The organism is Microbacterium sp. NPDC058389 (genome assembly GCF_042722305.1).
In the GTDB taxonomy this organism is placed as follows: Bacteria; Actinomycetota; Actinomycetes; order Actinomycetales; family Microbacteriaceae; genus Microbacterium.
The window spans coordinates 16,715-40,412 of sequence record NZ_JBHXJQ010000018.1; the positions used below are offsets into that span (position 1 = coordinate 16,715).

The window sequence follows — 23,698 nt, forward strand, 5'->3', positions numbered from 1 at the left end:
GCGGCGGCGGGGGGGGGGTTTGGTGTGGGGGGTGTCGGGGGGGTGCGCCGCGCTTCTGTGGGTTTGGGGGGGGTCCGTTTGTTCTATCCTGGGCGGGGGGGGGTGCCCCGCCCCCCCGCCCACCCCCCCCCCCCCCCGATGTTCTTCGACTAGGCGTCGAAGCCGTCGGCGATGAGGTCGATCAGCTCTTCGCGCTCCTCGACGGGGAGGAACGCGCCCGCGGCCGCGTTGAGCTGGAACGCCTCGAGGTCGTCGAGGCCGTACTCGAACGTCTCGGCGAGGAGCGCGAGCTCGCGCGTGAGCGACGTGCGGCTCATCGTGCGGTTGTCGACGTTCACCGTGACGGCGAAGCCGAGCTGGTACAGCAGGTCGAACGGGTGGTCCTCGAGCGTCGTGCCCCAGCGCTCGATGGCGCCGGTCTGCAGGTTCGACGACGGCGACAGCTCCAGCGGGATCTCGCGGTCGCGCACCCAGCGGGCCAGGTCGCCGAACTGCACGAGCACCTCTTCGCCCGCGCGCGAGACGACCTCGAGGTCCTCGGCCAGACGCACGCCGTGGCCGAGACGCAGCGCACGGCCGTCGATCAGCGCCGAGCGGATCGATTCGAGACCGGCCGCCTCGCCCGCATGCACCGTCGCCGGGAAGAACTCCGATGCCAGATAGTCGAACGCCTCGCGCAGCCGCGACGGCGGGAAGCCGTCCTCGGGCCCGGCGATGTCGAAGCCGACCGCGCCGCGCGTGCGCCAGCCCACCGCGAGCCGGGCGATCTCCAGCGACCGGTCGGTGTGACGCATGGCCGAGATCAGCTGGCCCACGCGGATGTCGTGACCGCGGCTCTCTGCCGCGTCCTCGCCCTCCTCGATGCCCTCCTGGACGGCGGCGACGACCTCGTCCAGCGACAGGCCGCGGCCCAGGTGCTGCTCGGGCGCCCAGCGCACCTCGCCGTAGATGACGCCGTCCGCCGCCAGATCCTCGACGAACTCGCGCGCGACGCGAGTCAGCCCCTCACGGGTCTGCATCACGGCGATCGTCAGATCGAACGTCTTCAGGTACTCGACGAGCGACCCCGAGTCGCTCTTGTCGGCGAACCAGTCCGCGAGGTCGTCCGCGTTGGACTCGGGGACCTCGAGGCCGATCTCGTCGGCGAGCTCGATGATCGTGGCAGGGCGCAGACCACCGTCGAGGTGGTCGTGCAGCGAGACCTTCGGAAGGCTGCGGATGGAGACCCCGTCGAGGATGGCGTCGCCGTGCTGGTCGATGGGCATGAGGTTCTCCTCGGTTGCGATCGCAGGGGGTGAAGGATGGATGCCTCGCTCAGCGCGAGCGCCGCGGGCCGGCGCCGCGCGCCGGGGCGCGACTGAACAGTCTAGGCAGTGATGCGTTCCCGGACGAGTGGGGATGCCGCCGGAGCCTCCGGTCCGATCCGCCACGCGCCCTCGACGGCTTCGAGCGCACGCTCGAAGCGCGATGCATCCTCGCCCAGCAGGGTGAACAGCGGCTGTCCGGCGACCACCGGGTCGCCCGGCTTCACGTGCAGGTCGATGCCGGCGGCGTGGAGGACGGGATCCTGCGCACGTGCACGTCCGGCGCCCAGACGCCAGGCGGCGATGCCGAACGGAAGCGCCTCGATGCCCGTCACGAACCCCGCCTCGGATGCCGTCACGGTATGCGTCTCGTTCGGCGCCCGGAGGGCGGCATCCGGATCCCCGTCCTGGGCGATGATCATGGCGCGCCACGCGTCCATCGCACGCCCGTCCCGCAGCGCGGCCTCGACGTCGGCGTCCGGCTGACCGGCCAGCGCGAGCATCTCGCGTGCGAGGGCCACCGTGAGCTCGACCACGTCGGCGGGCCCGCCGCCGGCGAGGACCTCGACCGACTCGCGCACCTCGTTGGCGTTGCCGATGGCGAGGCCGAGCGGCGTGTTCATGTCGGTCAGCAGGGCGGTCGTCGCGACGCCCGAGTCGGTGCCGAGCTCGACCATCGTGCGCGCCAGCTCGCGGGCACGGTCGATGTCCTGCATGAAGGCGCCGGAGCCGAACTTGACGTCGAGCACGAGCGAGTCGGTGCCCTCCGCGATCTTCTTCGACATGATGCTCGACGCGATGAGCGGGATCGCCTCGACGGTGCCGGTGACGTCGCGCAGCGCGTACAGCTTCTTGTCGGCCGGGGCCAGGCCCGACCCGGCCGCGCAGATCACTGCGCCGACGCCCTGCAGCTGCGCGAACATCTCGTCGTTCGACAGCGCCGCACGCCAGCCGGGGATCGACTCGAGCTTGTCGAGCGTGCCGCCGGTGTGTCCGAGGCCGCGGCCCGAGAGCTGCGGCACCGCCACGCCGAACGACGCGACGAGGGGCGCCAGCGGCAGCGTGATCTTGTCGCCGACGCCACCGGTGGAGTGCTTGTCGACGGTCGGCTTGCCGAGCCCGGCGAAGCTCATGCGCTCACCGGATGCGATCATCGCGTCTGTCATGACACGGATCTCGTCGCGCGCCATGCCGTTGAGCAGCACCGCCATCGCGAACGCCGCCATCTGCGAATCGGCGACGTAGCCGCGCGTGTAGGCGTCGACCATCCAGCGGAGTGCCGGCTCCGGCACCGCTCCCCCGTCGCGCTTGGTGCGGATGACGTCGACGGCGTCGAACGCCTCGACGCTCATCGGGACGCCTCCTCGAGGTCGCGCGGCCCGAACGCGTCGGGCAGCACCTCGTCGATGGTGCGGATCCCGGACACGGTCTCGAGCAGCATCCCGGGGATGGCGAACTCGTACAGCAGCTGCCGGCAGCGGCCGCACGGCATGATCGTGTCGCCGTGGCCGTTCACGCACACGAAGGCGACGAGTCCGCCGCCACCGGTCATCGCCAGCTCGCTGACGAGCCCGCACTCGGCGCACAGGGTCACGCCGTACGAGGCGTTCTCGACGTTGCACCCGGTGACGATGCGCCCGTCGGTGACGAGGGCGGCGGCGCCGACCTTGTAACGCGAGTACGGCGCGTACGCACGCGTCATGGCATCGGTCGCTGCGGCGCGCAGCTCGTCCCAGTCGATGTCGGTCACAGGTCGGATCATCCCTTGATGTATGGCTTGCCCGCGGCCGCAGGGCCGCGGATCTGTCCGGCGAAGCCCGCCACGGCGAGGATCGTGACGATGTACGGGAGCATCAGCATGAATTCGCTTGGGATCGGGGTCTTCAGGATCGTCAGCAGGTTCTGGAGGTTCGTCGCGAAGCCGAACAGCAGCGCCGCAAGGCTGGCGCGGATCGGGTCCCACCGCCCGAAGATGACGGCAGCCAGGGCGATGAAGCCGAGTCCCGCGGTCATCTCCTTGCCGAACTGCGGCACCGAGACGAGGGTGAAGTACGCGCCGCCGATGCCCGCGATCGCGCCCGCGAGCGAGACGTTCCAGAACCGCGTCGGATTCACCCGGATGCCGACGGTGTCGGCCGCCTGCGGGTGCTCGCCCACTGCGCGCAGGCGCAGCCCCCATCGAGTGCGGTAGAGGGCCCACGCGACCACCGCGACGGTGATGTACATCAGGTAGACGATGAAGGTCTGGTTGAAGAGCACCGGTCCGATGATCGGGATGTCGCTGAGGAACGGGATCTCCCAGCGCGTGAATCGAACCGGTCGGTTCAGCGCGTCCTCGTTGGGAACGAGCAGCGCCCCGTAGAGGAAGCCGGTGAGCCCTGTCACGAGCACGTTGAGCACGACACCGACGATCACCTGATCGACGAGGTACTTGATGGCGAACGCTGCGAGCACGAACGAGACCAGCACGCCGCCGACCATCGCACCGATGAGGCCGATGTACGGGTTGTGGGTGATGCTCGACAGCAGTGCCGCCGAGAACGCGCCCAGCAGGAGCTGCCCCTCGATCGCGACGTTGACCACGCCGGCGCGCTCGCCGATCACACCGCCGAGGGCGCCGAACACCAGCGGCACCGACAGCGAGATCGCACCGAACAGCAGGCTGGTCACGGGCACGAGGCCGTCGGCGGCCGCCCACACCAGGAACGCGAACACCGCGAGCACACCGAAGACGATCGTGAGCCACAGCGCAGGACGACGATACGACCACGCGTCGAAGAAGGCCCAGGCGGTCAGCAGCACGAGCAGTCCGACGACGATCCAGCTGGTCGCCGCGGTCGGCACCGCGACCGCACCGAGACCGCCGTCGAGCCGGAACGTGCTGGTGCCGTCGCGAGGGACGAAGAAGAACAGGGCGGCGAGCAGCACCGTGGCCGTTGCCAGCACGATCGGCACCTTGAAGTGCCGCTCGCGGACCGTGGCCAGCTGGACCGTGCCGTCGGCAGCGGCTTCGGGAGCGAGAGTGGTCATCATGCCACCGCCTTGTCTTCGACGGCCTTGGCTCGCTGCTTCGCGGCCTTGGCGCGGGCCTGCGCAGCCTTCTCCTGGTCGGTCTTGGGGAGGAAGAACACCGCCCGCAGCAGCGGGGGTGCGGCGATGAACAGCACGATGAGCGACTGGACGACCAGGACGATGTCGACCGGGATGCCCTGCGCCTGCATCGAGAAGGATCCCGCCTTCAGCGCGCCGAACAGGATGCCGGCGGCGAAGGTGCCCCACGCCCGGCTGCGTCCGAGGAGCGCGACCGTGATGGCGTCGAAGCCGATGCCCGCATCGATCGCGGCGGTGAAGCCCGTCGTCACCGATCCCTGCACCTGGTTCATGGCCGCGAGACCCGCGAGCCCGCCCGCGAAGAGCATCGCGTAGATGTAGATGCGCTGCACGCTGATGCCGGCGGCGCGGGCGGCGTGCGGGTTCTCGCCGACCGCGCGCATGCGCAGCCCGAGGCTCGAACGCTCGATCACCCACCACACGACGACGGTGGCGACGATGACGATGACGAAGCCCCAGTCCAGCTGCGGGAACCGCGGACCGAACAGGTCGGGGAACTGCGCCGTCTCAGGGGTCGCGGCGGTGATCGGCTGGTTGGTGCCCTCGCGCTGCAGCAGGCCCGGGGTGCGGATCATCCACAGCAGCAGGTAGTACGCCACATAGTTGAGCATGATCGTGAGGATCACCTCGTGCGCACCGGTGCGGGCCTTGAGCACACCGACCAGTCCGCCCCACAGCGCACCGCCGACGATGCCGGCGATGAGGGTCAGCGGCAGGTGCAGCCACATCGGCAGGTCGATGTGGAAGGTGAACAGTGCCGCGAACATCGCGCCGATGAGCATCTGACCGCGGGCACCGATGTTGAACAGTCCGACGCGGAACGCCAGCGCGACACCCAGTCCCGCGGCGATCAGCGGCGCCGCGAAGCCGAGCGCATTGGTCAGCGGCCGGATCTGGGCCGCGAAGTCGGCCGCCTTGTAGTTGAAGACCGCACCGCGGAACAGCGCTTCGTAGCCGCCGTACACGGACTGCCAGATCGCGACGAACGTGTCGCCCGGGCGCGCGAAGAAGTACACCGACGCCGCTTGCACGTCCTCGTCGGTGAAGGCGATGAGGATGCCGCCGACGATGAGCGCGAGCACGATCGCGAGGATCGTGGTCACCGCACTGCCGCGCAGCAGCTCCTTCACGAAGATGCTCGTGCGCGGGGGCCCCTGCTCGTGCCCGGTGAGCGGCCCCGACACCGGGGGAAGCTGCTCGGGGGGAAGGCCGGACGACGCGTCGCCGGCCGGCGTGGTGCTCTGGCTCATGCTGCCGCCTCCGGGTCCGTGGCTCCGGCCATCATGAGGCCGAGGGTCTCGCGGGAGGTGTCGCCCGGCACGATGCCGACGATCGATCCGCGGTACATCACCGCGATCCGGTCGGCCAAGGCGCTCACCTCGTCGAGCTCTGTGGAGACGACGACGACCGGGATGCCGGCATCCCTCGTCTCGATGATCCGCTTGTGGATGAACTCGATCGAGCCGACGTCGACACCGCGGGTGGGCTGAGCGGCGACGAGCAGGCGCAGATCGCGGCTCATCTCGCGCGCGATGACGACCTTCTGCTGGTTGCCGCCCGACAGCGTCCCGGCGGGCGTCGACGGCCCCTGGGTGCGGATGTCGAACTCGGTGATCCGCTCACGCGCGAACTCCGCGAGCGCGTCACGGCGCAGCGTTCCCGCCCGCACGAACGCGGGATCGGTCGAGCGGTCGAGGATGAGGTTCTCGGCGACGGAGAAGCCGCCGACGAGCCCGTCCTCGTTGCGGTCCTCCGGGACGAACCCGACGCCCTCGTCGAGGATCCCGCGGACGCCGCGACCGACGAGCTCGACGCCGCCGAGCGTGATGGACCCCTCGACGCGTGCCGCGAGGCCGACGATGGCCTCCACCAGCTCGGTCTGGCCGTTGCCCTGTACACCGGCGACGGCCAGGACCTCGCCCGGCCGCACATCGAAGCTGACGTCGTCCACCACGATGGCGCCGCCCGGGGTCAGCACCCGCAGGTCTCGTACCTCCAGGCCGCCGCCTTCACCGATGTTCGGCGGGTTCTTGTGCACGGTGAGCTCCACGGCGCGGCCCACCATCAGGGACGCGAGCTCGGCGTTGGTCGCGGTGGGCTCGGCCTCGCCGACCACCTTGCCGAGGCGGATGACGGTGATCCGGTCGGCGACCTCTCTCACTTCGCGCAGCTTGTGCGTGATGAAGACGATGGCGGTGCCTTCGTCGCGAAGCTGCCGCATGATCGCCATGAGCTCGTCGGTCTCCTGCGGGGTGAGCACCGCGGTCGGCTCGTCGAACACGAGGACCTTGGCGTCGCGGGAGAGCGCCTTGATGATCTCGACCCGCTGCTGGACGCCGACGGGGAGGTCTCCGACGAGGGCGTCGGGATCGATGTGGAAGCCGAAGCGGGCCGCGACCGTCTTCACGTGCTCGCGGGCCTTCGCGAGGTCCAGGGCGCCGATGCCCTTCGTGTCCTCGTGCCCCAGCATGACGTTCTCGGCGACGGTGAACACCGGGATGAGCATGAAGTGCTGGTGCACCATGCCGATGCCCGCGGCCATCGCGTCTCCGGGGCCGCGGAAGCCCTGCTGGACGTCGTCGAGGAGGATCTCCCCCTCGTCGGCCTGATACAGGCCGTAGAGGACGTTCATCAGCGTTGACTTGCCCGCGCCGTTCTCACCCAGCAGGGCGTGGATCTCACCGGGCTCGACCGTGAGATCGATGTGGTCGTTGGCGACGAGACTGCCGAATCGCTTCGTGATCCCGCGGAGCTCGAGCTTCATATCTGCACCTTATCCAGTCCGTTCTTCAGCAGAAAGGACGGCGGCCGGTCGGATGCCCGCATCCGACCGACCGCCGCCTCAGCCGTGCGTCACGGGGAGTTCGGCGACTCCACCGTGATGTCACCGGCGATGATCTGCTTCTGCAGCTCGTCCAGCTCGTCCAGCAGGCCGTCGGGCAGCTGCGACTCGAAGTCGTGGAAGCTCGAGAGCTTGACGCCCTCGTTCTCGAGCGTGCCGATGTACGGCGCCACGTCGAAGTCACCCGTCGACGCCGAGACGACGGTGTCGTGCACGGCGACGTCGATCGCCTTCATGATCGACACCAGCGTGATGTCGGCCACGCTCGAGTCCGCGACGGCGAGGTCGCTGTCGACACCCATCATGACGGTGGAGGTGCCGCTGTCGGCGATGGCCGCCGCGGCGCTCTGGTAGATCGGGCCGCCGACGGGCAGGAGCACGTCGACGCCCTGGTCGAGCACGCCCTGCGCGGTCTGCTTGGCCGTGTCGTTCGCGTCGAAGCCGCCCGTGAACGAGCCCTCCTGCGTCTCGATGTCCCAGCCGAAGACCTCGACGGCGCCGCCCTTGTCCTCGTTGTACTTCTCGACGCCGAGCTGGAAGCCGTCCATGAACACGGCGACCGACGGGATCTGCATGCCGCCGAAGGTGCCGACCTTGTTCACGCCGTCCTGCGCCGACCATGCCGCCGCGGCGTAGCCGCCGAGGTAGGCCGCTTCAGCGGTGTTGAAGACGAGCGGCTTGATGTTCGGGGCGTCGGTGGTGCCGTCGAAGTCGGTGTCCGCGTAGTCGTCGATGATCGCGTAGTTCACGTCGGGGTTGGCGTTGGCCGACTCGACCGTGGCGGCCGACAGGTTGAAGCCGACCGAGATGATCAGGGTGCAGCCCTCGGAGACAGCCGTCTCCATGTTGGGCGCGTAGTCGTTCTCAGAGGTGGACTCGAGCTCGAGGCCTTCGACGCCCAGCTCGTCCAGGGCCGAGTCGAGGCCCTCCTTCGCCGACTGGTTGAACGACTTGTCGTTCCAGCCGCCCGCGTCCGAGACGAGGCACGGCTTGAAGCCCTCCACGACGTCGCTGCCGGCGTTGTCGGTAGACGACGTGTCTTCCGGTGCGCTGCCACAGCCCGCGAGGACCAGGGCGATGCCCGCGGCGGCAGCAAAGCCGGCGAGCTTCTTGGTGCGTGAGATGGTCAACTCAGCCTCCACAGGATTCCCCCCGCGTCCGTCACGGGGACTGCATCAAGTTACCCACTGTGTCGGCGCAGTTGCATGCTTCGTGACGCGCTGTTCGCGAAATGTTGCAAGACCGCAATATGTTGCTCAAATGAGCACGGGATGCCGGGCGCCCGGCATCCGCTTTCCGCTCATTCCGCGCCTACAGGACCTCGCCGCGCCCACTGAGCTTGAGCGCGTCGACGACGCCCTTGACCCGCTGGGCGTGCTCGCTGGTGGTCACGAGAAGGGCGTCCTCGGTGTCGACGACGACGATGTCGCGGACCCCGATGAGGCTGATCACGCGGCGGGTCTGGCTGACCACGATGCCGCTCGCGGCGTCGGAGAGGATGCGGGCGTTCTCGCCGAGGATCGCCAAGTCGTTCTTGCGCCCGTGCGAGTTGAGCTTCGCGAGGCTGGCGAAGTCGCCCACGTCGTCCCAGTCGAAATGGCCCGGGATGACGGCCAGGCGCCCCTTCTCGGCAGCGGGCTCGGCCACGGAGTAGTCGATCGCGATCTTCGTGAGCGTCGGCCACACACGGTCGACCACGGGGCCGCGCGCGTCGCGGTCGTCCCATGCCTCAGCGAGGTCCATGAGACCGGCGTACAGGTGCGGGTCGCTCTCGGCGATCTCGCCGAGCAGCACGTCGGCGCGGGAGATGAACATGCCGGCATTCCACAGATAGTTGCGGTCCGCGAAGTAGGACTTCGCGGTCTCGAGGTCGGGCTTCTCGACGAAGCTCTCGACGAGGGCCGCCTCGGGCGCCCCGTCGACCTGCAGCGCGTTGCTCTTCTTGATGTAGCCGAAGCCGACCGACGGCTCGGAGGGCTGGATGCCGATCGTGCAGATGTACCCCTCGCGTGCCGTCGCGACGGCCTGGCGCACGGCCCAGTCGAACAGCTGCGGCACGCGGATCACGTGGTCGGCGGCGAACGAGCCGATGATGACGTCGGGCTCGCGGCGCGACAGGACCGCCGCAGCGAGGCCGATCGCCGCGGTCGAGTCGCGCGGCTCGGATTCGAGGAACACGTTGCGGTCGGCGATCCCCGGCAGCTCCTTCTCGACGGCGGCACGGTGGGCGCGCCCGGTCACGACGGCGATGCGGTCGGGGCCGGACAGCGGCTCCAGGCGATCCCACGTGTCGCGCAGCAGCGTGCGGCCCGACCCGGTGAGGTCGTGCAGGAACTTGGGTGCGTCGGCACGCGACAGCGGCCAGAGGCGACTTCCGATGCCCCCCGCGGGGATCACGGCGTAGAAGTCGTCGATCGGTCCAGACATGCCTCCCAGGCTAGTCCGCCGCCCTCCGAATGGAGGGGGTGAGGTCGCCCTTCGTCGCCGAGCCCCGAATGCGGGAATAGGATGAAACACACAGGTTCCAATCAGGGAGGACGGCCGTGTCTGCACCAGCACGCGTCACACCGTCGGTATCCGAGACCACTTCCCGAGTCCCCCGCGGCACGCTGTACCGCGGGAACGAAGGCATGTGGTCGTGGGTGCTGCACCGCATCACCGGCGTCGCCATCTTCTTCTTCCTTCTCGTACACATCCTCGACACGGCGCTGATCCGCGTCTCGCCCGAGGCGTACGACGCAGTGATCGGCACGTACAAGAATCCGGTGATGGCACTCGGCGAGGTGGCCCTCGTGGCCGCCATCGCGTATCACGCGTACAACGGGCTGCGCATCATCCTGGTCGACTTCTGGCCGTGGGCCACGCGTCACCAGCGGCAGCTGTGGTGGGGTGTCATCGGCCTGTGGGCCGTGACGATGCTGGGCTTCGCCCCGCGCCACCTGATGCTCGCGTTCGCACCGGGAGGGGGCCACTGATGACCGCGATCGCCGACCCCCGCGCCCCGCGCGCCGCCGTCCGCCGCAAGGGCCCCAACCTCGAGAAGTGGGGCTGGATGTACATGCGCGCCTCCGGCGTGCTGCTCATCGTCCTGATCTTCGGCCACCTGTTCGTCAACCTCATGGTGGGCGAGGGCATCCACGGCATCGACTTCGCGTTCGTCGCCGGCAAGTACGCCACGCCGTTCTGGCAGTGGTGGGACGTCCTCATGCTGTGGCTCGCACTGATCCACGGCGCGAACGGCATGCGCACGATCGTCAACGACTACGTGACACACAACGGCACGCGCCGCGTGCTGGTGTGGGCGCTGTGGCTCGCCGCCGCGTTCCTGATCGTCCTCGGCACGCTCGTCGTGTTCACCTTCGACCCGTGCATCGGCTTCGACCCCGAGACGGCGTCCGACACCATCATCGGAATCTGCGGATAGCGCCGGGCGATCCCCGGCATCCCACATCGAAAGCATCAGCGTGAGCACTGAGACCATCGACAGCTACGTCAAGGACGGCGTCCACTACCACCAGTTCGACATCGTGATCGTCGGCGCCGGCGGCGCCGGCATGCGGGCGGCGATCGAGGCCGGACCCGGCGCGAAGACCGCCGTGATCACGAAGCTCTACCCCACCCGCTCGCACACCGGTGCCGCGCAGGGCGGCATGGCGGCGGCCCTGGCCAACGTCGAAGAGGACTCGTGGGAGTGGCACACCTTCGACACCGTCAAGGGCGGCGACTACCTCGTCGATCAGGACGCGGCCGAGATCCTCGCCAAGGAGGCCATCGACGCTGTCATCGACCTCGAGAACATGGGCTTGCCGTTCAACCGCACGCCCGAGGGGAAGATCGACCAGCGCCGCTTCGGCGGTCACACCGCCGATCACGGCAAGACCCCGGTGCGCCGCGCGTGCTACGCCGCCGACCGCACGGGCCACATGATCCTGCAGACGCTGTTCCAGAACTGCGTCAAGCTCGGCATCAACTTCTTCAACGAGTTCTACGTCCTCGACCTGATCACGGTCGGCGAGGGCAAGGACAAGCAGATCGCGGGCGTCGTGGCCTACGAGCTGGCCACCGGCGAGCTGCACGTCTTCCAGTCGAAGGCCGTCATCTTCGCGACCGGCGGCTTCGGCAAGATCTTCAAGACGACCTCCAACGCCCACACGCTCACGGGCGACGGCGTCGGCATCATCTGGCGCAAGGGCCTCCCCCTGGAGGACATGGAGTTCTTCCAGTTCCACCCGACGGGGCTCGCCGGACTGGGCATCCTGCTCACCGAAGGCGCCCGCGGTGAGGGCGCGATCCTCCGCAACGTCACCGGCGAGCGGTTCATGGAGCGCTACGCGCCCACGATCAAGGACCTCGCCCCGCGCGACATCGTGAGCCGCTGCATGGTGCAGGAGGTGGCCGAGGGGCGCGGCGCGGGTCCTCACCGCGACTACGTGCTGCTGGACTGCACGCACCTGGGCGCCGAGGTCCTCGAGACCAAGCTCCCCGACATCACCGAGTTCGCCCGCACGTACCTGGGCGTCGACCCGGTCGTCGAGCCGGTCCCGGTCATGCCGACCGCGCACTACGCGATGGGCGGCATCCCGACCAACAACAACGCCGAGGTGCTCTCCGACAACACGACCGTCGTCCCGGGGCTGTACGCCGCCGGCGAGTGCGCGTGCGTGTCGGTGCACGGCTCGAACCGCCTAGGCACCAACTCGCTCCTCGACATCAACGTCTTCGGCAAGCGCGCCGGCCGCAACGCGGTCGAGTACGTCCAGACCGCGGAGTTCGTGGCTCTCCCGGAGGACCCCGCCGGCGAGGTCCGCAGCCTGATCGAAGGCCTGCGCAACAACCAGGGCACCGAGCGCATCGCCGTCCTGCGCAAGAAGCTGCAGGACGAGATGGACCGCAAGGCCCAGGTGTTCCGCACCGACGAATCCCTCGGTGAGGTGCTCGAGGTCATCGAGGAGCTGCGCGAGCGGTACAAGAACGTGCACGTCGACGACAAGGGCAAGCGGTTCAACACCGACCTGCTCGAGGCCGTCGAGCTCGGATTCCTGCTCGATCTGGCCGAGGTCGTCGTCTACACCGCCCGCAACCGCAAGGAGAGCCGCGGCGGGCACATGCGCGACGACTACCCGAAGCGCGACGACGAGAACTACATGCAGCACACGATGGCGTACCTGTCGGGCGACCCCCACTCGTCGGACGCCTCCGACCACATCAGCCTCGGCTGGAAGCCGGTCGTCTTCACGAAGAACGAGAAGGGCGAGTTGAACTACCCGCCGATGGAGAGGAAGTACTGATGACGCTCGTCGCCGACGCGGACTCCGCTACCGAGACCACCAACGACACCGGCATCCAGTCGTACCTCGTCACCTTCATCATCCGTCGCTTCGACCCGGAGGTCGACGAGGAGCCGCGCTGGGTGGACTACGACGTCGAGCTGTACTCGACCGACCGCGTGCTGGACGCCCTCCACAAGATCAAGTGGGAGGTCGACGGGTCGCTGACGTTCCGCCGCTCATGCGCCCACGGCATCTGCGGGTCGGACGCGATGCGCATCAACGGCCGCAACCGCCTGGCGTGCAAGACGCTCATCAAGGACCTCGACATCTCGAAGCCGATCTACGTGGAGGCCATCAAGGGCCTGCCGCTGGAGAAGGACCTCGTCGTCGACATGGAGCCGTTCTTCGCGTCGTACCGCGAGGTGCAGCCGTTCCTCATCGCGAACTCGAAGCCCGAGGCCGGCAAGGAGCGCATCCAGTCCATCGTCGACCGCGAGGTGTTCGACGACACCACGAAGTGCATCCTGTGCGCCGCGTGCACCTCGTCGTGCCCGGTCTTCTGGACCGACGGCCAGTACTTCGGCCCGGCCGCCATCGTCAACGCGCACCGCTTCATCTTCGACTCGCGCGACGACGCGGGCGACGTCCGCCTCGACATCCTCAACGACAAGGAGGGCGTGTGGCGCTGCCGCACGACCTTCAACTGCACCGAGGCGTGCCCCCGCGGCATCGAGGTGACCAAGGCGATCGCCGAGGTCAAGCAGGCCGTCCTGCGCGGCGGCGCCCGATGAGCCCGCGCTCCCGCGCGGGCCGCTGCTGACCCACAGAGAAAGACCCAGATGACCACGTCGCAACGGAGCGACCGGGAACAGCAGGACGTCGGGCGGATGCCTCGTGCCTCGCGTGTCGCCGTCACCGCCGCCTACGCCGCCCAGGCCCTCGGGTACGCCGTGCTCGTCACGTCGCTGCCCGCCCTCAAGGAACGACAGCAGATCGACGACATGACGATCTCGCTGATCCTGCTGGGGGTGAGCGTGGCCGCAGCCCTCGGGTCGGTGCTCGCCGACATCGTGTCGGTGCGCTGGGGCAGCCGAGCGGCGTTGGCGACAGGTCTGGTCATCGAGGCCGCGCTGCTGCCGGTCGTCGCGTTCGAGACGCCCTTCGCGGTGTTCGTCGGGGCGCTCGCGGTGTACGGCGTGGGGCTCGGCTGCGTCGATGCGGCCTCGGCGATGCAGGGCGTGCTGGTGCAGCGGTCCTACGGCCGCCCGCTGATGGGCGGGTTCTTCGCGGGCTACACCGCGGCCGCCATCGCGGGGGCCCTGCTGGTGTCGGGAGTGGCGGCATCCGCCGTCGGCGCGGGCGTCGCGATGACCGTGGCGGCCGTCGTGATCCTCGCCGTGGGGCTGGTCGGCACGCGTCTGTTCGCGCGTGACGTGCCGGTCGACGAGGCGCTGCCGAAGGCGGAGCGCTCGAAGCTGCCGCGCGCCGGGATCTGGGCGTTCGGCGTCGTGATCCTCGCGGTGTTCGTGGTCGACTCGTCGGTCAGCACGTGGAGCACCGTCTACCTCCAGGACAATCTGCAGGCGCTCGCCTGGGTCGCGCCCCTGGGGTACGCCGTCTACCAGGCGTGCATCCTCGTGACGCGGCTCGCGACCGACCGCCTGCTGCCCGTCGTCGGCCGGGTGAGGCTCGTGCTGATCGCCACGCTCGTGTCGGTCGTGGGGTGCCTGCTCGTGGCTCTCCTCCCCTTCGCGGCCGCCGCGGTGGTGGGCTTCGGGCTGGCGGGCGTCGCGGTCGGCGTGGTGGTGCCGGTCACGTTCGGCGCGGCGGGCGAGCTCGACCCGGCGCACAGCGACCAGGTCATCGCCCGCGTCAACATCTTCAACTACGCGGGCGTCATCGTCGGTGCGGTGCTGGTGGGTGTGCTCGCGGGCGGCCCGAGCCTCGGGCTCGGATTCGTGATCCCCGCCGTCGTGCTGCTGGCGGTGCTGTTCGTGCTGCGCTGGTTCCGCACCGGGGCCCGCACGCCGGGGGCGGTGGACCCGAGCGCGGCGCCGACCGCATGAGGCGGCATCCGTCGATACTCTGGCTTCCGTGAGCGACACGCGCGACGGGCAGGCCCGCGACCAGGCGGACGCGGCCGAGCGCGAGGAGGAGTCGCTCCGGGCGCGCTGGGAGGCCACACAGGAGGAGCTGCGCGAGCGGTTCGACGAGCCCATCAGCAAGGCGAGCGCGCTGACGAAGCGCACGCTCGCCTGGTTCCCGGTGCGGGTGTGGCGCCACTTCCTGCAGCACAACGGGTTCCTGCTGGCGGCCGGGGTGAGCTACCAGGCGCTGTTCGCGACGTTCGCCGGCATCTACGTCGCGTTCGCGATCGTGGGGCTCTGGCTGGGTGGCAGCGAAGAGGCGATCGATGCGCTCATCCAGCTGCTCAACAACTACATCCCTGGACTGATCGGCCCGGAGGGGGTGTTCACCGAGGCGGAGGTCGCGGCGATCGCGACGAACAGCACCACCGCGCTCGGCATCACCGGCGCCATCGCTCTCGGCACCCTGCTGTGGACCGCCATCGGCTTCATCACGTTCGCGCGCAGAGCCGTGCGCGACATCTTCGGCCTGCCGCCCGACCTGCGCAGCTACTTCCTGCTGAAGGCCCGCGACTTCCTCGGGGCGTTCCTGTTCGCGCTCGCGCTGCTGCTGGGGTTCGCAGCCACGACGGTGGGCACGTGGGCGCTCAAGGCGGTGTTCGACTGGCTCGGCTGGAGCGACGTGTCGAACTGGTATCAGTACGCGGCGAGCATCGGCTCGGTCGTCATCTCGTTCGCCATCTTCAGCGGCGCGCTCGCGGCGCTCATCCGCTTCCTCACCGGCACGAAGCTCAAGTGGCGGCGCATCTGGCCGGGCGCGCTCCTCGGCGGTGGCGCGATCACCGTGCTGCAGCTGTTCACCGGCTGGCTGCTCGTCTACACGCCGACCAACGCGCTGCTGGCCACGTTCGCGATCTTCATCGCGCTGCTGCTGTGGTTCCGCATCATCGGCATCATCATGCTGGTGGCGGCATCGTGGGTTGCGGTGGCCGCGAAGGATGCCGACGTGCCGCTGATCCCGCAGTCCGAGGCCGACAGGCTCGCCGCCGAGCACCAGGCGCTGCTCGTGGCGGCGCGCGTGCGGCTGCGCACCGCGCAGGACGCCCGCGACTCGGCGACCTGGTACCGCGCCTGGGCGGCCGACCGGGCGGTGCGGGCGGCGGAGCAGGAGCTCGCCCAGGTCGAGGCATCCGCTCCCCCGGCGGCGACGCCTCCCGGCAGGCGCCCGCGCGCGAGCTGAATGTCGGCGCCGGCGGATAGTCTCGACAGCATGCCCCGCCGCGTACGCATCGCCTCTGTCAACGTCAACGGAATCCGCGCAGCGACCCGCAAGGGCATGCTCGAATGGCTCGACGACGCCGATGTCGACGTGATGGCGCTGCAGGAGGTCCGTGCGACGGAGGAGGAGCTGCGCGCGGCACTGCCCGGCTGGGAGGTCGTCAACGACGAGGCGCTCGCGAAGGGCCGCGCCGGCGTCGCCGTCGCGAGCCGCATGCCCTCCGTCGAGGTGCGCCGCGTGCTGGGCCCCGAGCCGCTCGACAGCGCCGGGCGCTGGATCGAGGCCGACTTCGACATCGACGGCGAGAAGCTCGTCGTGGTGAGCGCCTACGTGCACACCGGCGAGGCCGACACCCCCAAGCAGGACGCGAAGTGGGCCTTCCTCGACGCGATGGAGAGGCGGATGCCGCAGCTCGGCGCCGAGACTCCGCTCGCGGTCGTCATGGGCGATCTGAACGTCGGGCATCGCGAGCTCGACATCCGCAACTGGAAGGGCAACGTCAAGAAGGCGGGCTTCCTCCCGCGCGAGCGCGCGTACTTCGACCGCTTCCTCGGCGCGCAGGGCTCGGAGGTGACCGGCGTCGACGGCTCGACCGGTCCGGGCCTCGGGTGGGTCGACGTGGGGCGCCGGTTCCATGGCGACATCGACGGCCCGTACACGTGGTGGTCCATGCGCGGGCGTGCGTTCGACAACGACACGGGCTGGCGCATCGACTACCACCTCGCGACTCCCGAGCTCGGCGCGCGCGTGACCGATTACCGCGTCGTACGCGCCCCGTCGTGGGACACGCGGTGGAGCGACCACTCGCCGGTCGTCGCCGACTACACGATCGGCACCTGAACGAGCGGTGCGAGCGTCACCTCGTGCTGCACGGTGCCGGCGAGGTCGCGCACGGTGAGCACGAGCGAGTCGGGGCCGGCGACGCCGTCGATCCACGTGGCCGCCTCCGCGGAGGCGGCATCGGCATCGGGTCCTCCGCCGACGAGCTGACCGTAGGGGAACCCGTCGGTCGGGGCGAGCCACGTCCGCTGGTGCGTGTGGCCCGACACGACGACCTGTGCGCCCCAGGCGACGAGCGCGTCGTGCCACGCATCCCTGCTCATGCGGCTGAACCAGTCGTACCCGCCGGCGTCGTAGTCGACGGGGCTCTCGTCGATCCACCGCAGCGGGATGTGGCAGAACACGACGCGGTACGGCGCCTCGGCGAACTCGGGTCGCGCGGTGACGGTGCGGAGCCACTCCGCCTGCTCGTCGCGGAGCGGCTCGAACGCCACGCGTCCGTGGAAGGTGGGATGGTCGTCAGGCTTGTCCTCTCCGGTGTGCAGCACGATGCAGGCGACGGGTCCGATGCGCATCGCGGTGAACGGTCGGCCCTCGGGAGTCGCCACGTAGTCGTCGAGCCGGTAGGCCCACCTCCCACGCACGTCATGGTTGCCGACGACGATGGTCACCGGTCGCCCGTCGCTCACGTCCCGCCCGGCGGGGGCCAGCACCGTCGAGACGAACGACGCGGGGCTCTTCCAGTCGTTGCAGAGGTCGCCGTTCCACACCAGCACATCGACGGGAGGGGTCACAGCGTCGAGCGCGCGCAGGGTGTCGTCGCGCTGATGCGTGTCGTTCCAGACGGCGAAGCGGGCGTGATCGGATGCCGCATCCAGCGTCCGCGCCGTCTTCCAGCCGCTCACGTGGCGGCGCGGACGGCCCCCGATCGCCTCGGTGATCGCACGCAGGCGGACCTCGGTGCCGGGCGCCCAGCCGCCGGCGCGGACGCGGAGGACGCGGTCGCCCTGCGCGACCATGCCGAACGCGTCGCCGGCGACCACGCCCTCACGGCCATCGGGCGTCCGCCATTCGATCCGGCCCCGGCTGAGCCTGCCGACTCCCCATACGACGTCGAAGCCGTCGGCGCGCGGTGCCATGACCACAGGTGGGCTGGTCACGAGCTGCCTTGTCACCGGTGCCGCCCGAGCCCGAGGACGAAGCGGAAGCGCAGGTCGTCGTCGAACCACATCGTGAAGTTCGTGCCCCACACGTTGTTGTGGAGGTTGACGTGGAATCCGTCGTCGGGATCGGGCACGGTGTGGTCGAACCGCAGCAGCGCGGGGCGTCCGACCGCGACCAGGGCGGCGTCGACCGGCTGCAGGGTGATGCCGCGCTCGCCAGACCGCCGCACCTCGGTCACCGCGTGCATGCTGCGGTTGCCGCGGAGCACGACCGCCTGCGGGTCGACCGGCGTGCCGAGCTTCGACAGCCGCCAGTCGCCGGGGGCCGCGACCGGACGGAAGCCCAGCCAACTCGCCTCCGGCAGCCGCGAAGCATCCTTGCCGCGGAGGTCGAGGGTGATCGAGATCGGCCCGCCGCCGGTGGGGAAGGTGTAGGCGAGCCGGATGTCGCGTGGCGCGCCCCAGTCCTCGCAGGCGGGAGCGGGCAGCTCGAGCTGCAGCGTGAAGGTGCTCCCCGTCTCGTCGTCGGCGCGCTGCGCCGACACCACGCGCGGCGTGAACGTGGTCGCCGGCTGCGTCTGCGCGATCGCCATGCCCACCTTGGTCTGGTCGGGCACGGCCCAGAAGGCGTGCTCGTCGAGGTCGCGGCAGTACTCCTGCACCCAGCGGGCCTCGTCGCGCTCGTCGAACGTCTCGTAGCGGTACGCGGCGAGTGGATGCCGGGGCCCTGCCCACTCGGTGCCGTCGGCGTCGACGAGCGAGGTGAGCGACCCGTCGGCGCCGAATCTCACCCGGTAGGCGCCGCCCGTGTGCTCGTCCTCCGCCGTGACTGCGACGCCCGCGGAGCCGTGGCCGCCGGCATCCCCCGGCGCCGTCTGCGCGAGCGCGACCTCGGCCTCCGCGCGATGCTCGGGCGTCAGCGCCGCGAGCGCCCGGTCGAGGTGACCGCGCTGCTCGGCCCACGACGCCTCCATGCCCGAAAAGGTCAGTTCGCCCGGGTCGTGCTCCTCGTACGCCCACGCGAGCACCGCCGTGTCGGCGGGGTTCTGAGCGGGATCGATCACATCGGCAGCACGCGCCCGCGCGAAGTCCGCCTTGGCGTAGTGCGCGTAGTCGGGCAGCCAGGTCTTGAGATCCTTGCCCCACGTGTGCTCGGGCACGAGCAGCAGGCCGTCGCTGAACGCATCGCACTCCGGCGTGCCGGGCACAAGCGACCCGTCGGCGAGCCATCGCGTGCGCAGGCGCAGCAGTGCGCGCAGATGCGCGGTCTGCACCGGGTCGCTCGCGACGCCGTGGATCCACGAATCTCCGATCTCGTCGGTCACGACGGGCAGCTCGGCACGCGCCGCCACCGCCGCGTCGCCGAACGCGTCGAGCGTGGAGGCGACGATCCGCGCCTCGGGGTAGGCCCGCTGCAGATCGTCGAACAGCTGCTCGACGTCGTCGGCGGACGGCGGGCCGTAGTTGTCTCCGGTGTGCGCGAGGTGCAGCGCGACGCCCGACCCGGGGACGACGGCGACGCCCAGCCCGTCAGCCCCGTATCCGTGCGCGTAGTTGACCACCACCTCGCTCCCGTCCGGCGCACGCCAGACGAAGAACTCCGGGACATCGGGGACGGCGGAGGCGCCGTTGACCCCGATGTGGAGGAATTCGATCCCGCCGCGGGCGAGGAACGGCACGAGCCCGATGGTGTGCCCGGGGACGTCGGTCATCTTGGCGGCCGTGGTCCGGCGCTCGAAGCGGGCGTCGAGCCGCCGGCCGATCGCGAGCGCATGCTCCACCAGCCCCGGATCCATGAGCTCGGTGTGAGTGGTCAGCGGCAGGCCGTGCCACGTGACGTGGCCGGCGCGGATCGCCTTTTCGAGGGCGACGCGCTCGTCGGGGCTGCCGAGCCGGAACGCCTCGTGGATGAGCCAGGATCCGGTGGTCCAGACGAAGCCGGCCTGCCCGCCGCGCCGTTCGAGCTCGGCCGCGAGCGCGACGGCGCGCGGCAGGTAGGTGTGCACGTACCGATCGGTGACGGCGGCGGCGGTATCGGTGAAGCCGAGATCGAGGTGGGTCTTGAACACGACGTGGACGGTGTGCGGCTGCGCGTGGGGCGACGACATTGTTGCCTTCGTTCGGAGAGACATGTTTGCGTAAACATCCTGGTGTTCCGAGGTTCCGATGTCAACGCAAACATCCCGTGCCCGCCCCACCGAGCGCGTCAGGCGCCGCGAGCCGGCCCGGTGCTCGCGCGCACCACCAGCTCCGTCGGCACGACGGTGCGCCGCCCGAGGTCGGGAGCACCGTCGATCAGGCCGAGCAGGATGCTCGCGGCCCGACGCCCCACCTCGTCGAGGTTCTGATGCACCGTCGTGAGCGGAGGCCAGTACAGGGCCGCCTCGGCCGTGTCGTCGAACCCGACCACGCTGACGTCGTGCGGCACGCGCAGCCCCGCCTCGTGCAGGGCGTTCAGCACACCCAGCGCCATGTGGTCGTTCGCGGCGAACACCGCCGTCGGCGGAGGCCCGGTGGCCAGCAGCTCGCGCATGCGCTCGAGGCCGGAGGCCGCGCTCCAGTCCCCCACCATCACCGGTCGCGTCTCCTGACCCGCGTCGCGCATCGCCTCGCGGAACGCGTCAGCGCGGCGGCGCGACGGGAACGAGTCGGCGGGACCGGTGAGGTGCACGATGTCGCGGTGCCCCAGGTCGAGCAGATGCTGCACCGCGGAGCGCGCTCCCTGCTCCTGGTCGGTGTCGACGTTCGTGTAGGGCACCGGAGCATCGGCGTCCACGACGACCAGCGGCACGCCGCCGGCGAAGCCGGTGTCGTGGATCGAGCCCACCTCGGCAGACATCACGAGGATGATGCCGTCGACCGCCTGCTCCTCGAGCCGGCCGAACGCACCTGCGACACCGTGCTGCGTCGGCTCGGTCAACGGCAGCAGGGTCGTCGTGTAGCCGGCCGCCTCGCAGGCGGCCGCGACGGCGTTCATCGTGAGCGCATTGCCCACGGACGTCAGGTTGAACGTGACGAAGCCGATGCTGCGGAACCGGCCGGACTTCAGATTGCGTGCCGCACTGTTGGGCCGGTAGCCGAGCGCGCGCATCGAGGCCAGCACACGGTCGCGCGTCTCGGGGCGCACACTCGCCCGGCCGTTCGCGACCCGCGACACCGTCTGCGCCGATACGCCGGCATGGGAGGCGACGTCGGCGATCGAGGCACGCGCCCGCGACGACGGCGGCGACGCAGGCGGAGTGTGCGATTCGGACGACATGATCGCGTACACACTACGGCGCCGACGCCGTGAGCGGCGGGGTGCGGTGGCGCACAGGGTCGCGGCATCCGCTTTATAGACTTGAGCGATGACCAGACCGCGCCTGTACTCCGGCATGCAGCCCTCGGCCGATTCCCTCCAGATCGGCAACTACATCGGGGCGCTCATGCAGTGGCGCGATCTGCAGCAGTCGTACGACGCGTTCTTCTCGGTGGTCGATCTGCACGCCATCACGGTCGCGCAGGACCCGGAGCACCTGCGTGAGAAGACCCGCCGCACCGCGGCGCAGTACATCGCCGCGGGCATCGAGCCGTCCAAGTCGACCCTGTACGTGCAGTCGCACGTGCCGGCGCACGCCGAACTGGCGTGGATCCTCTCGACGATCACCGGCTTCGGCGAGGCCGGGCGCATGACGCAGTTCAAAGACAAGTCGTCGCGCTACGGGTCGGATGCCACCTCGGTGGGCCTGTTCACCTACCCGGTGCTGATGGCCGCCGACATCCTGCTCTACCAGACCGACATCGTGCCGGTGGGCGACGACCAGAAGCAGCACGTCGAGCTCACGCGCGACCTCGCCGAACGGTTCAACAGTCGGTTCGGGCAGACGTTCCGGGTGCCGATGCCGGTCATCCAGCAGGAGACCGCGCGGATCTACGACCTGCAGAACCCCACCGCCAAGATGTCGAAGTCGGCGGAGTCGGATGCCGGCGTGCTGTGGCTGCTCGACGACCCGTCGAAGTCCGCCAAGAAGGTCATGCGCGCCGTCACCGACTCCGAGGGCTCGGTCCGCTACGACCGCGAGAACAAGCCCGGCGTCTCGAACCTGCTGGTGATCTACGCGGCTCTGACCGGCCGACAGATCCCCGCGATCGAGGACGAGTACGCAGGGCGCGGTTACGGCGACTTCAAGAAGGGGCTCGCCGAGGTCGTCGTGAACGAGTTCGGCCCGGTGCGCGAGCGCGCCCTGGAGATGCTCAACGACCCCGCCGAGCTCGACCGCGTCCTCGCGGTGAACGCGGCGAAGGCCGAGGAGGTCGCGAACCGCACCCTCGCCGACGTGTACGACAAGGTGGGCCTGCTGCGTCGCGCACGCTGACGCGCATCTCTCCGACATGGAACCGGTCAGCCTTCGCACGTCCCGGCTCGAGCTGACGCTGCCCGATGCGGACGACGTCGACGCCCTCTTCGAGGCGTGCCAGGACGCCGACATCCAGCGCTTCACGCCGATCCCCTCCCCGTACCGGCGGAGCGACGCCGAGGCCTTCGTCGAGCGGGTTCCGCTGGATTGGGAGAGCGGCGTCCACCTCACGTGGGTGATCCGTGAGGGCGTGCGCCTGATCGGCACGATCGGCTTCTACCGCGTCGATGGAAAGGGCGCCGGCGAGATCGGCTACTGGATCGCTCCCGACGCGCGCGGCGGCGGGCACCTCCGCGAGGCGGCACGGGCCGTCATCGACTGGGGCTTCGGTTCCGAGGGGCTGGGCCTGGTGCGGATCGAATGGCGCGCCGTGGCCGGCAACGTCGCATCGGCGCGCGTGGCGCGGGCACTCGGATTCCGCTACGAAGGTCTGCTGCGCCAGGCGCTCGCAGGTCCGCGAGGCCGCGACGACGGCTGGATCGCAGGACTGCTCGCGTCGGACGATCGGATGCCGCAGCCCTGGCCGGTACTGGACGCCTGACGCGCGGCGGCGCGGCATGATCGCAGCCCGCGTGTCGGGGCGGCGTGGCAGGATGAGCGCATGCCTGAGATGCCGGAGGTGCAGGGGCTCGTCGACTTCCTCGGAGGGCGGCTCGCCGGTGTGGGCATCGAGCGTGCCACCGTCGCCAACATCGCCGCGCTCAAGACCTACGATCCCCCGATCGAGGCGCTGAAGGGCACCGAGATCACCGGTGCGACGCGGCACGGGAAGTTCATCGATCTCGCGACCACCGGGCCGCACCTGGTGTTCCATCTGGCGAAGGCCGGATGGCTGCGATGGTACGACGAGCTGCCGAAGACGATCATCCGCCCCGGCAAGACACCGATCGCGCTCCGGGTCGCGCTGTCAGACGGCTCCGGCTTCGACCTCACCGAGGCGGGCACCAAGAAGTCGCTCGCGTACTACGTCGTGCGCGACCCCGCCGACGTTCCCGGCATCGCCCGGCTGGGCCCCGACCCGCTCGACCCGTCGTTCACGCGCGATGCGTTCGCCGGGCTGCTGAGCGGCCGCCGCACGCAGATCAAGGGCGTGCTGCGCGACCAGTCGATCATCGCCGGGGTCGGCAACGCCTACTCCGACGAGATCCTGCACGCGGCCAAGATGTCGCCCTATGCGCTGGCGTCGTCGCTCTCGGACGACGACGTGACCCGGCTGTTCGACGCCATGACCTCGACGCTGCGGGATGCCGTGGCCGAGGCATCCGGCAAGCCTCCGGCCGACCTCAAGGACGCGAAGCGGCGCGGCATGCAGGTGCACGGCCGCCGCGGCGAGACCTGCCCCGTCTGCGGCGACGAGGTGCGCAGCGTCTTCTTCGCCGACAACTCGCTCGAGTACTGCCCGACCTGTCAGACCGGGGGCAAGATCCTCGCCGACCGACGCCTGTCGCGGCTGCTGAAGTAGCCG

21 protein-coding genes are annotated in these 23,698 nt (G+C 69.9%); 10 read left to right on the forward strand and 11 right to left on the reverse strand.

The features are described from left to right. Window positions 1-149: 149 nt before the first annotated feature. The 8 genes from ACFWJ8_RS18280 to ACFWJ8_RS18315 form a co-directional block, all read right to left on the reverse strand. Window positions 150-1,265, reverse strand: a complete 1,116-nt coding sequence (locus ACFWJ8_RS18280; RefSeq protein ID WP_378814219.1) for an adenosine deaminase — start codon at window positions 1,263-1,265, stop codon at window positions 150-152. 101 nt (window positions 1,266-1,366) lie between these two features. Next, the gene (locus ACFWJ8_RS18285) at window positions 1,367-2,656 is read right to left on the reverse strand and encodes a thymidine phosphorylase (protein WP_378814220.1); all 1,290 of its coding nucleotides are present in this window, start codon (window positions 2,654-2,656) and stop codon (window positions 1,367-1,369) included. After that, window positions 2,653-3,054: a cytidine deaminase gene (locus ACFWJ8_RS18290; RefSeq protein ID WP_378814222.1), complete on the reverse strand. Its 402-nt coding sequence runs from the start codon at window positions 3,052-3,054 to the stop codon at window positions 2,653-2,655. The genes ACFWJ8_RS18285 and ACFWJ8_RS18290 overlap by 4 nt, the downstream gene beginning before the upstream one ends. 8 nt (window positions 3,055-3,062) lie before the next feature. Next, complete coding sequence (locus ACFWJ8_RS18295; protein WP_378814348.1) at window positions 3,063-4,334, reverse strand: ABC transporter permease; 1,272 nt, start codon at window positions 4,332-4,334, stop codon at window positions 3,063-3,065. Next, window positions 4,334-5,665, reverse strand: coding sequence for an ABC transporter permease (locus tag ACFWJ8_RS18300; protein ID WP_378814224.1), 1,332 nt, complete (start codon window positions 5,663-5,665; stop codon window positions 4,334-4,336). Before ACFWJ8_RS18300 ends, ACFWJ8_RS18295 begins: the two co-directional genes overlap by 1 nt. Beyond that, entirely contained in the window at window positions 5,662-7,179 is a 1,518-nt protein-coding gene (locus ACFWJ8_RS18305; protein WP_378814226.1) for an ABC transporter ATP-binding protein, read from the reverse strand. Before ACFWJ8_RS18305 ends, ACFWJ8_RS18300 begins: the two co-directional genes overlap by 4 nt. An 89-nt stretch (window positions 7,180-7,268) precedes the next feature. Then, on the reverse strand, window positions 7,269-8,387 hold the full coding sequence (locus ACFWJ8_RS18310) for a BMP family protein (protein ID WP_378814228.1): 1,119 nt from the start codon (window positions 8,385-8,387) through the stop codon (window positions 7,269-7,271). A 181-nt stretch (window positions 8,388-8,568) separates the two neighbouring features. Next, window positions 8,569-9,684, reverse strand: coding sequence for a mannose-1-phosphate guanylyltransferase (locus tag ACFWJ8_RS18315; protein WP_378814230.1), 1,116 nt, complete (start codon window positions 9,682-9,684; stop codon window positions 8,569-8,571). A gap of 116 nt (window positions 9,685-9,800) precedes the next feature. On the opposite strand from ACFWJ8_RS18315, the gene sdhC reads away from it, so the two are divergent. The 7 genes from sdhC to ACFWJ8_RS18350 are packed head-to-tail and all read left to right on the forward strand — an operon-like array spanning window position 9,801 to window position 16,733. Further along, on the forward strand, window positions 9,801-10,232 hold the full coding sequence (sdhC, locus tag ACFWJ8_RS18320) for a succinate dehydrogenase, cytochrome b556 subunit (protein ID WP_191171544.1): 432 nt from the start codon (window positions 9,801-9,803) through the stop codon (window positions 10,230-10,232). After that, the gene (locus ACFWJ8_RS18325) at window positions 10,232-10,681 is read left to right on the forward strand and encodes a succinate dehydrogenase hydrophobic membrane anchor subunit (RefSeq protein ID WP_378814232.1); all 450 of its coding nucleotides are present in this window, start codon (window positions 10,232-10,234) and stop codon (window positions 10,679-10,681) included. The genes sdhC and ACFWJ8_RS18325 overlap by 1 nt, the downstream gene beginning before the upstream one ends. Window positions 10,682-10,721: 40 nt before the next feature. Then, complete coding sequence (gene sdhA / locus ACFWJ8_RS18330; RefSeq protein WP_378814234.1) at window positions 10,722-12,545, forward strand: succinate dehydrogenase flavoprotein subunit; 1,824 nt, start codon at window positions 10,722-10,724, stop codon at window positions 12,543-12,545. Further along, window positions 12,545-13,318, forward strand: a complete 774-nt coding sequence (locus ACFWJ8_RS18335) for a succinate dehydrogenase iron-sulfur subunit (protein ID WP_378814236.1) — start codon at window positions 12,545-12,547, stop codon at window positions 13,316-13,318. Before sdhA ends, ACFWJ8_RS18335 begins: the two co-directional genes overlap by 1 nt. Window positions 13,319-13,366: 48 nt before the next feature. Next, window positions 13,367-14,593: an MFS transporter gene (locus tag ACFWJ8_RS18340; RefSeq protein WP_378814238.1), complete on the forward strand. Its 1,227-nt coding sequence runs from the start codon at window positions 13,367-13,369 to the stop codon at window positions 14,591-14,593. A 28-nt stretch (window positions 14,594-14,621) separates the two neighbouring features. Continuing rightward, complete coding sequence (locus ACFWJ8_RS18345) at window positions 14,622-15,854, forward strand: YihY/virulence factor BrkB family protein (protein WP_378814240.1); 1,233 nt, start codon at window positions 14,622-14,624, stop codon at window positions 15,852-15,854. A 30-nt stretch (window positions 15,855-15,884) separates the two neighbouring features. Continuing rightward, window positions 15,885-16,733, forward strand: coding sequence for an exodeoxyribonuclease III (locus ACFWJ8_RS18350; protein WP_378814242.1), 849 nt, complete (start codon window positions 15,885-15,887; stop codon window positions 16,731-16,733). Here the strand turns inward: ACFWJ8_RS18350 and ACFWJ8_RS18355 are convergent. The 3 genes from ACFWJ8_RS18355 to ACFWJ8_RS18365 all read right to left on the reverse strand — a co-directional run bounded on the left by ACFWJ8_RS18355 (window position 16,715) and on the right by ACFWJ8_RS18365 (window position 21,095). After that, the gene (locus ACFWJ8_RS18355; RefSeq protein WP_378814244.1) at window positions 16,715-17,833 is read right to left on the reverse strand and encodes a metallophosphoesterase family protein; all 1,119 of its coding nucleotides are present in this window, start codon (window positions 17,831-17,833) and stop codon (window positions 16,715-16,717) included. The two genes, ACFWJ8_RS18350 and ACFWJ8_RS18355, sit on opposite strands and share 19 nt — an antisense overlap. Before the next feature lie 11 nt (window positions 17,834-17,844). Then, entirely contained in the window at window positions 17,845-19,944 is a 2,100-nt protein-coding gene (locus ACFWJ8_RS18360) for a DUF5054 domain-containing protein (protein ID WP_378814246.1), read from the reverse strand. Window positions 19,945-20,042: 98 nt separating this feature from the next. After that, window positions 20,043-21,095, reverse strand: coding sequence for a LacI family DNA-binding transcriptional regulator (locus ACFWJ8_RS18365; protein WP_378814248.1), 1,053 nt, complete (start codon window positions 21,093-21,095; stop codon window positions 20,043-20,045). A gap of 88 nt (window positions 21,096-21,183) precedes the next feature. Here ACFWJ8_RS18365 and trpS point away from each other — a divergent pair, with 88 nt between their 5' ends. Genes trpS through ACFWJ8_RS18380 form a run of 3 tightly spaced genes read left to right on the forward strand, consistent with a single transcriptional unit; the run spans window position 21,184 to window position 23,695 of the window. Next, window positions 21,184-22,191 carry a tryptophan--tRNA ligase gene (gene trpS / locus ACFWJ8_RS18370; RefSeq protein WP_378814250.1) on the forward strand — a complete coding sequence of 336 codons (1,008 nt, stop codon included), beginning with the start codon at window positions 21,184-21,186 and terminating at the stop codon, window positions 22,189-22,191. 16 nt (window positions 22,192-22,207) lie between these two features. Beyond that, window positions 22,208-22,774, forward strand: a complete 567-nt coding sequence (locus ACFWJ8_RS18375; protein WP_378814252.1) for a GNAT family N-acetyltransferase — start codon at window positions 22,208-22,210, stop codon at window positions 22,772-22,774. A gap of 60 nt (window positions 22,775-22,834) precedes the next feature. Continuing rightward, window positions 22,835-23,695 carry an Fpg/Nei family DNA glycosylase gene (locus ACFWJ8_RS18380; RefSeq protein WP_378814254.1) on the forward strand — a complete coding sequence of 287 codons (861 nt, stop codon included), beginning with the start codon at window positions 22,835-22,837 and terminating at the stop codon, window positions 23,693-23,695. Window positions 23,696-23,698 lie beyond the last annotated feature (3 nt).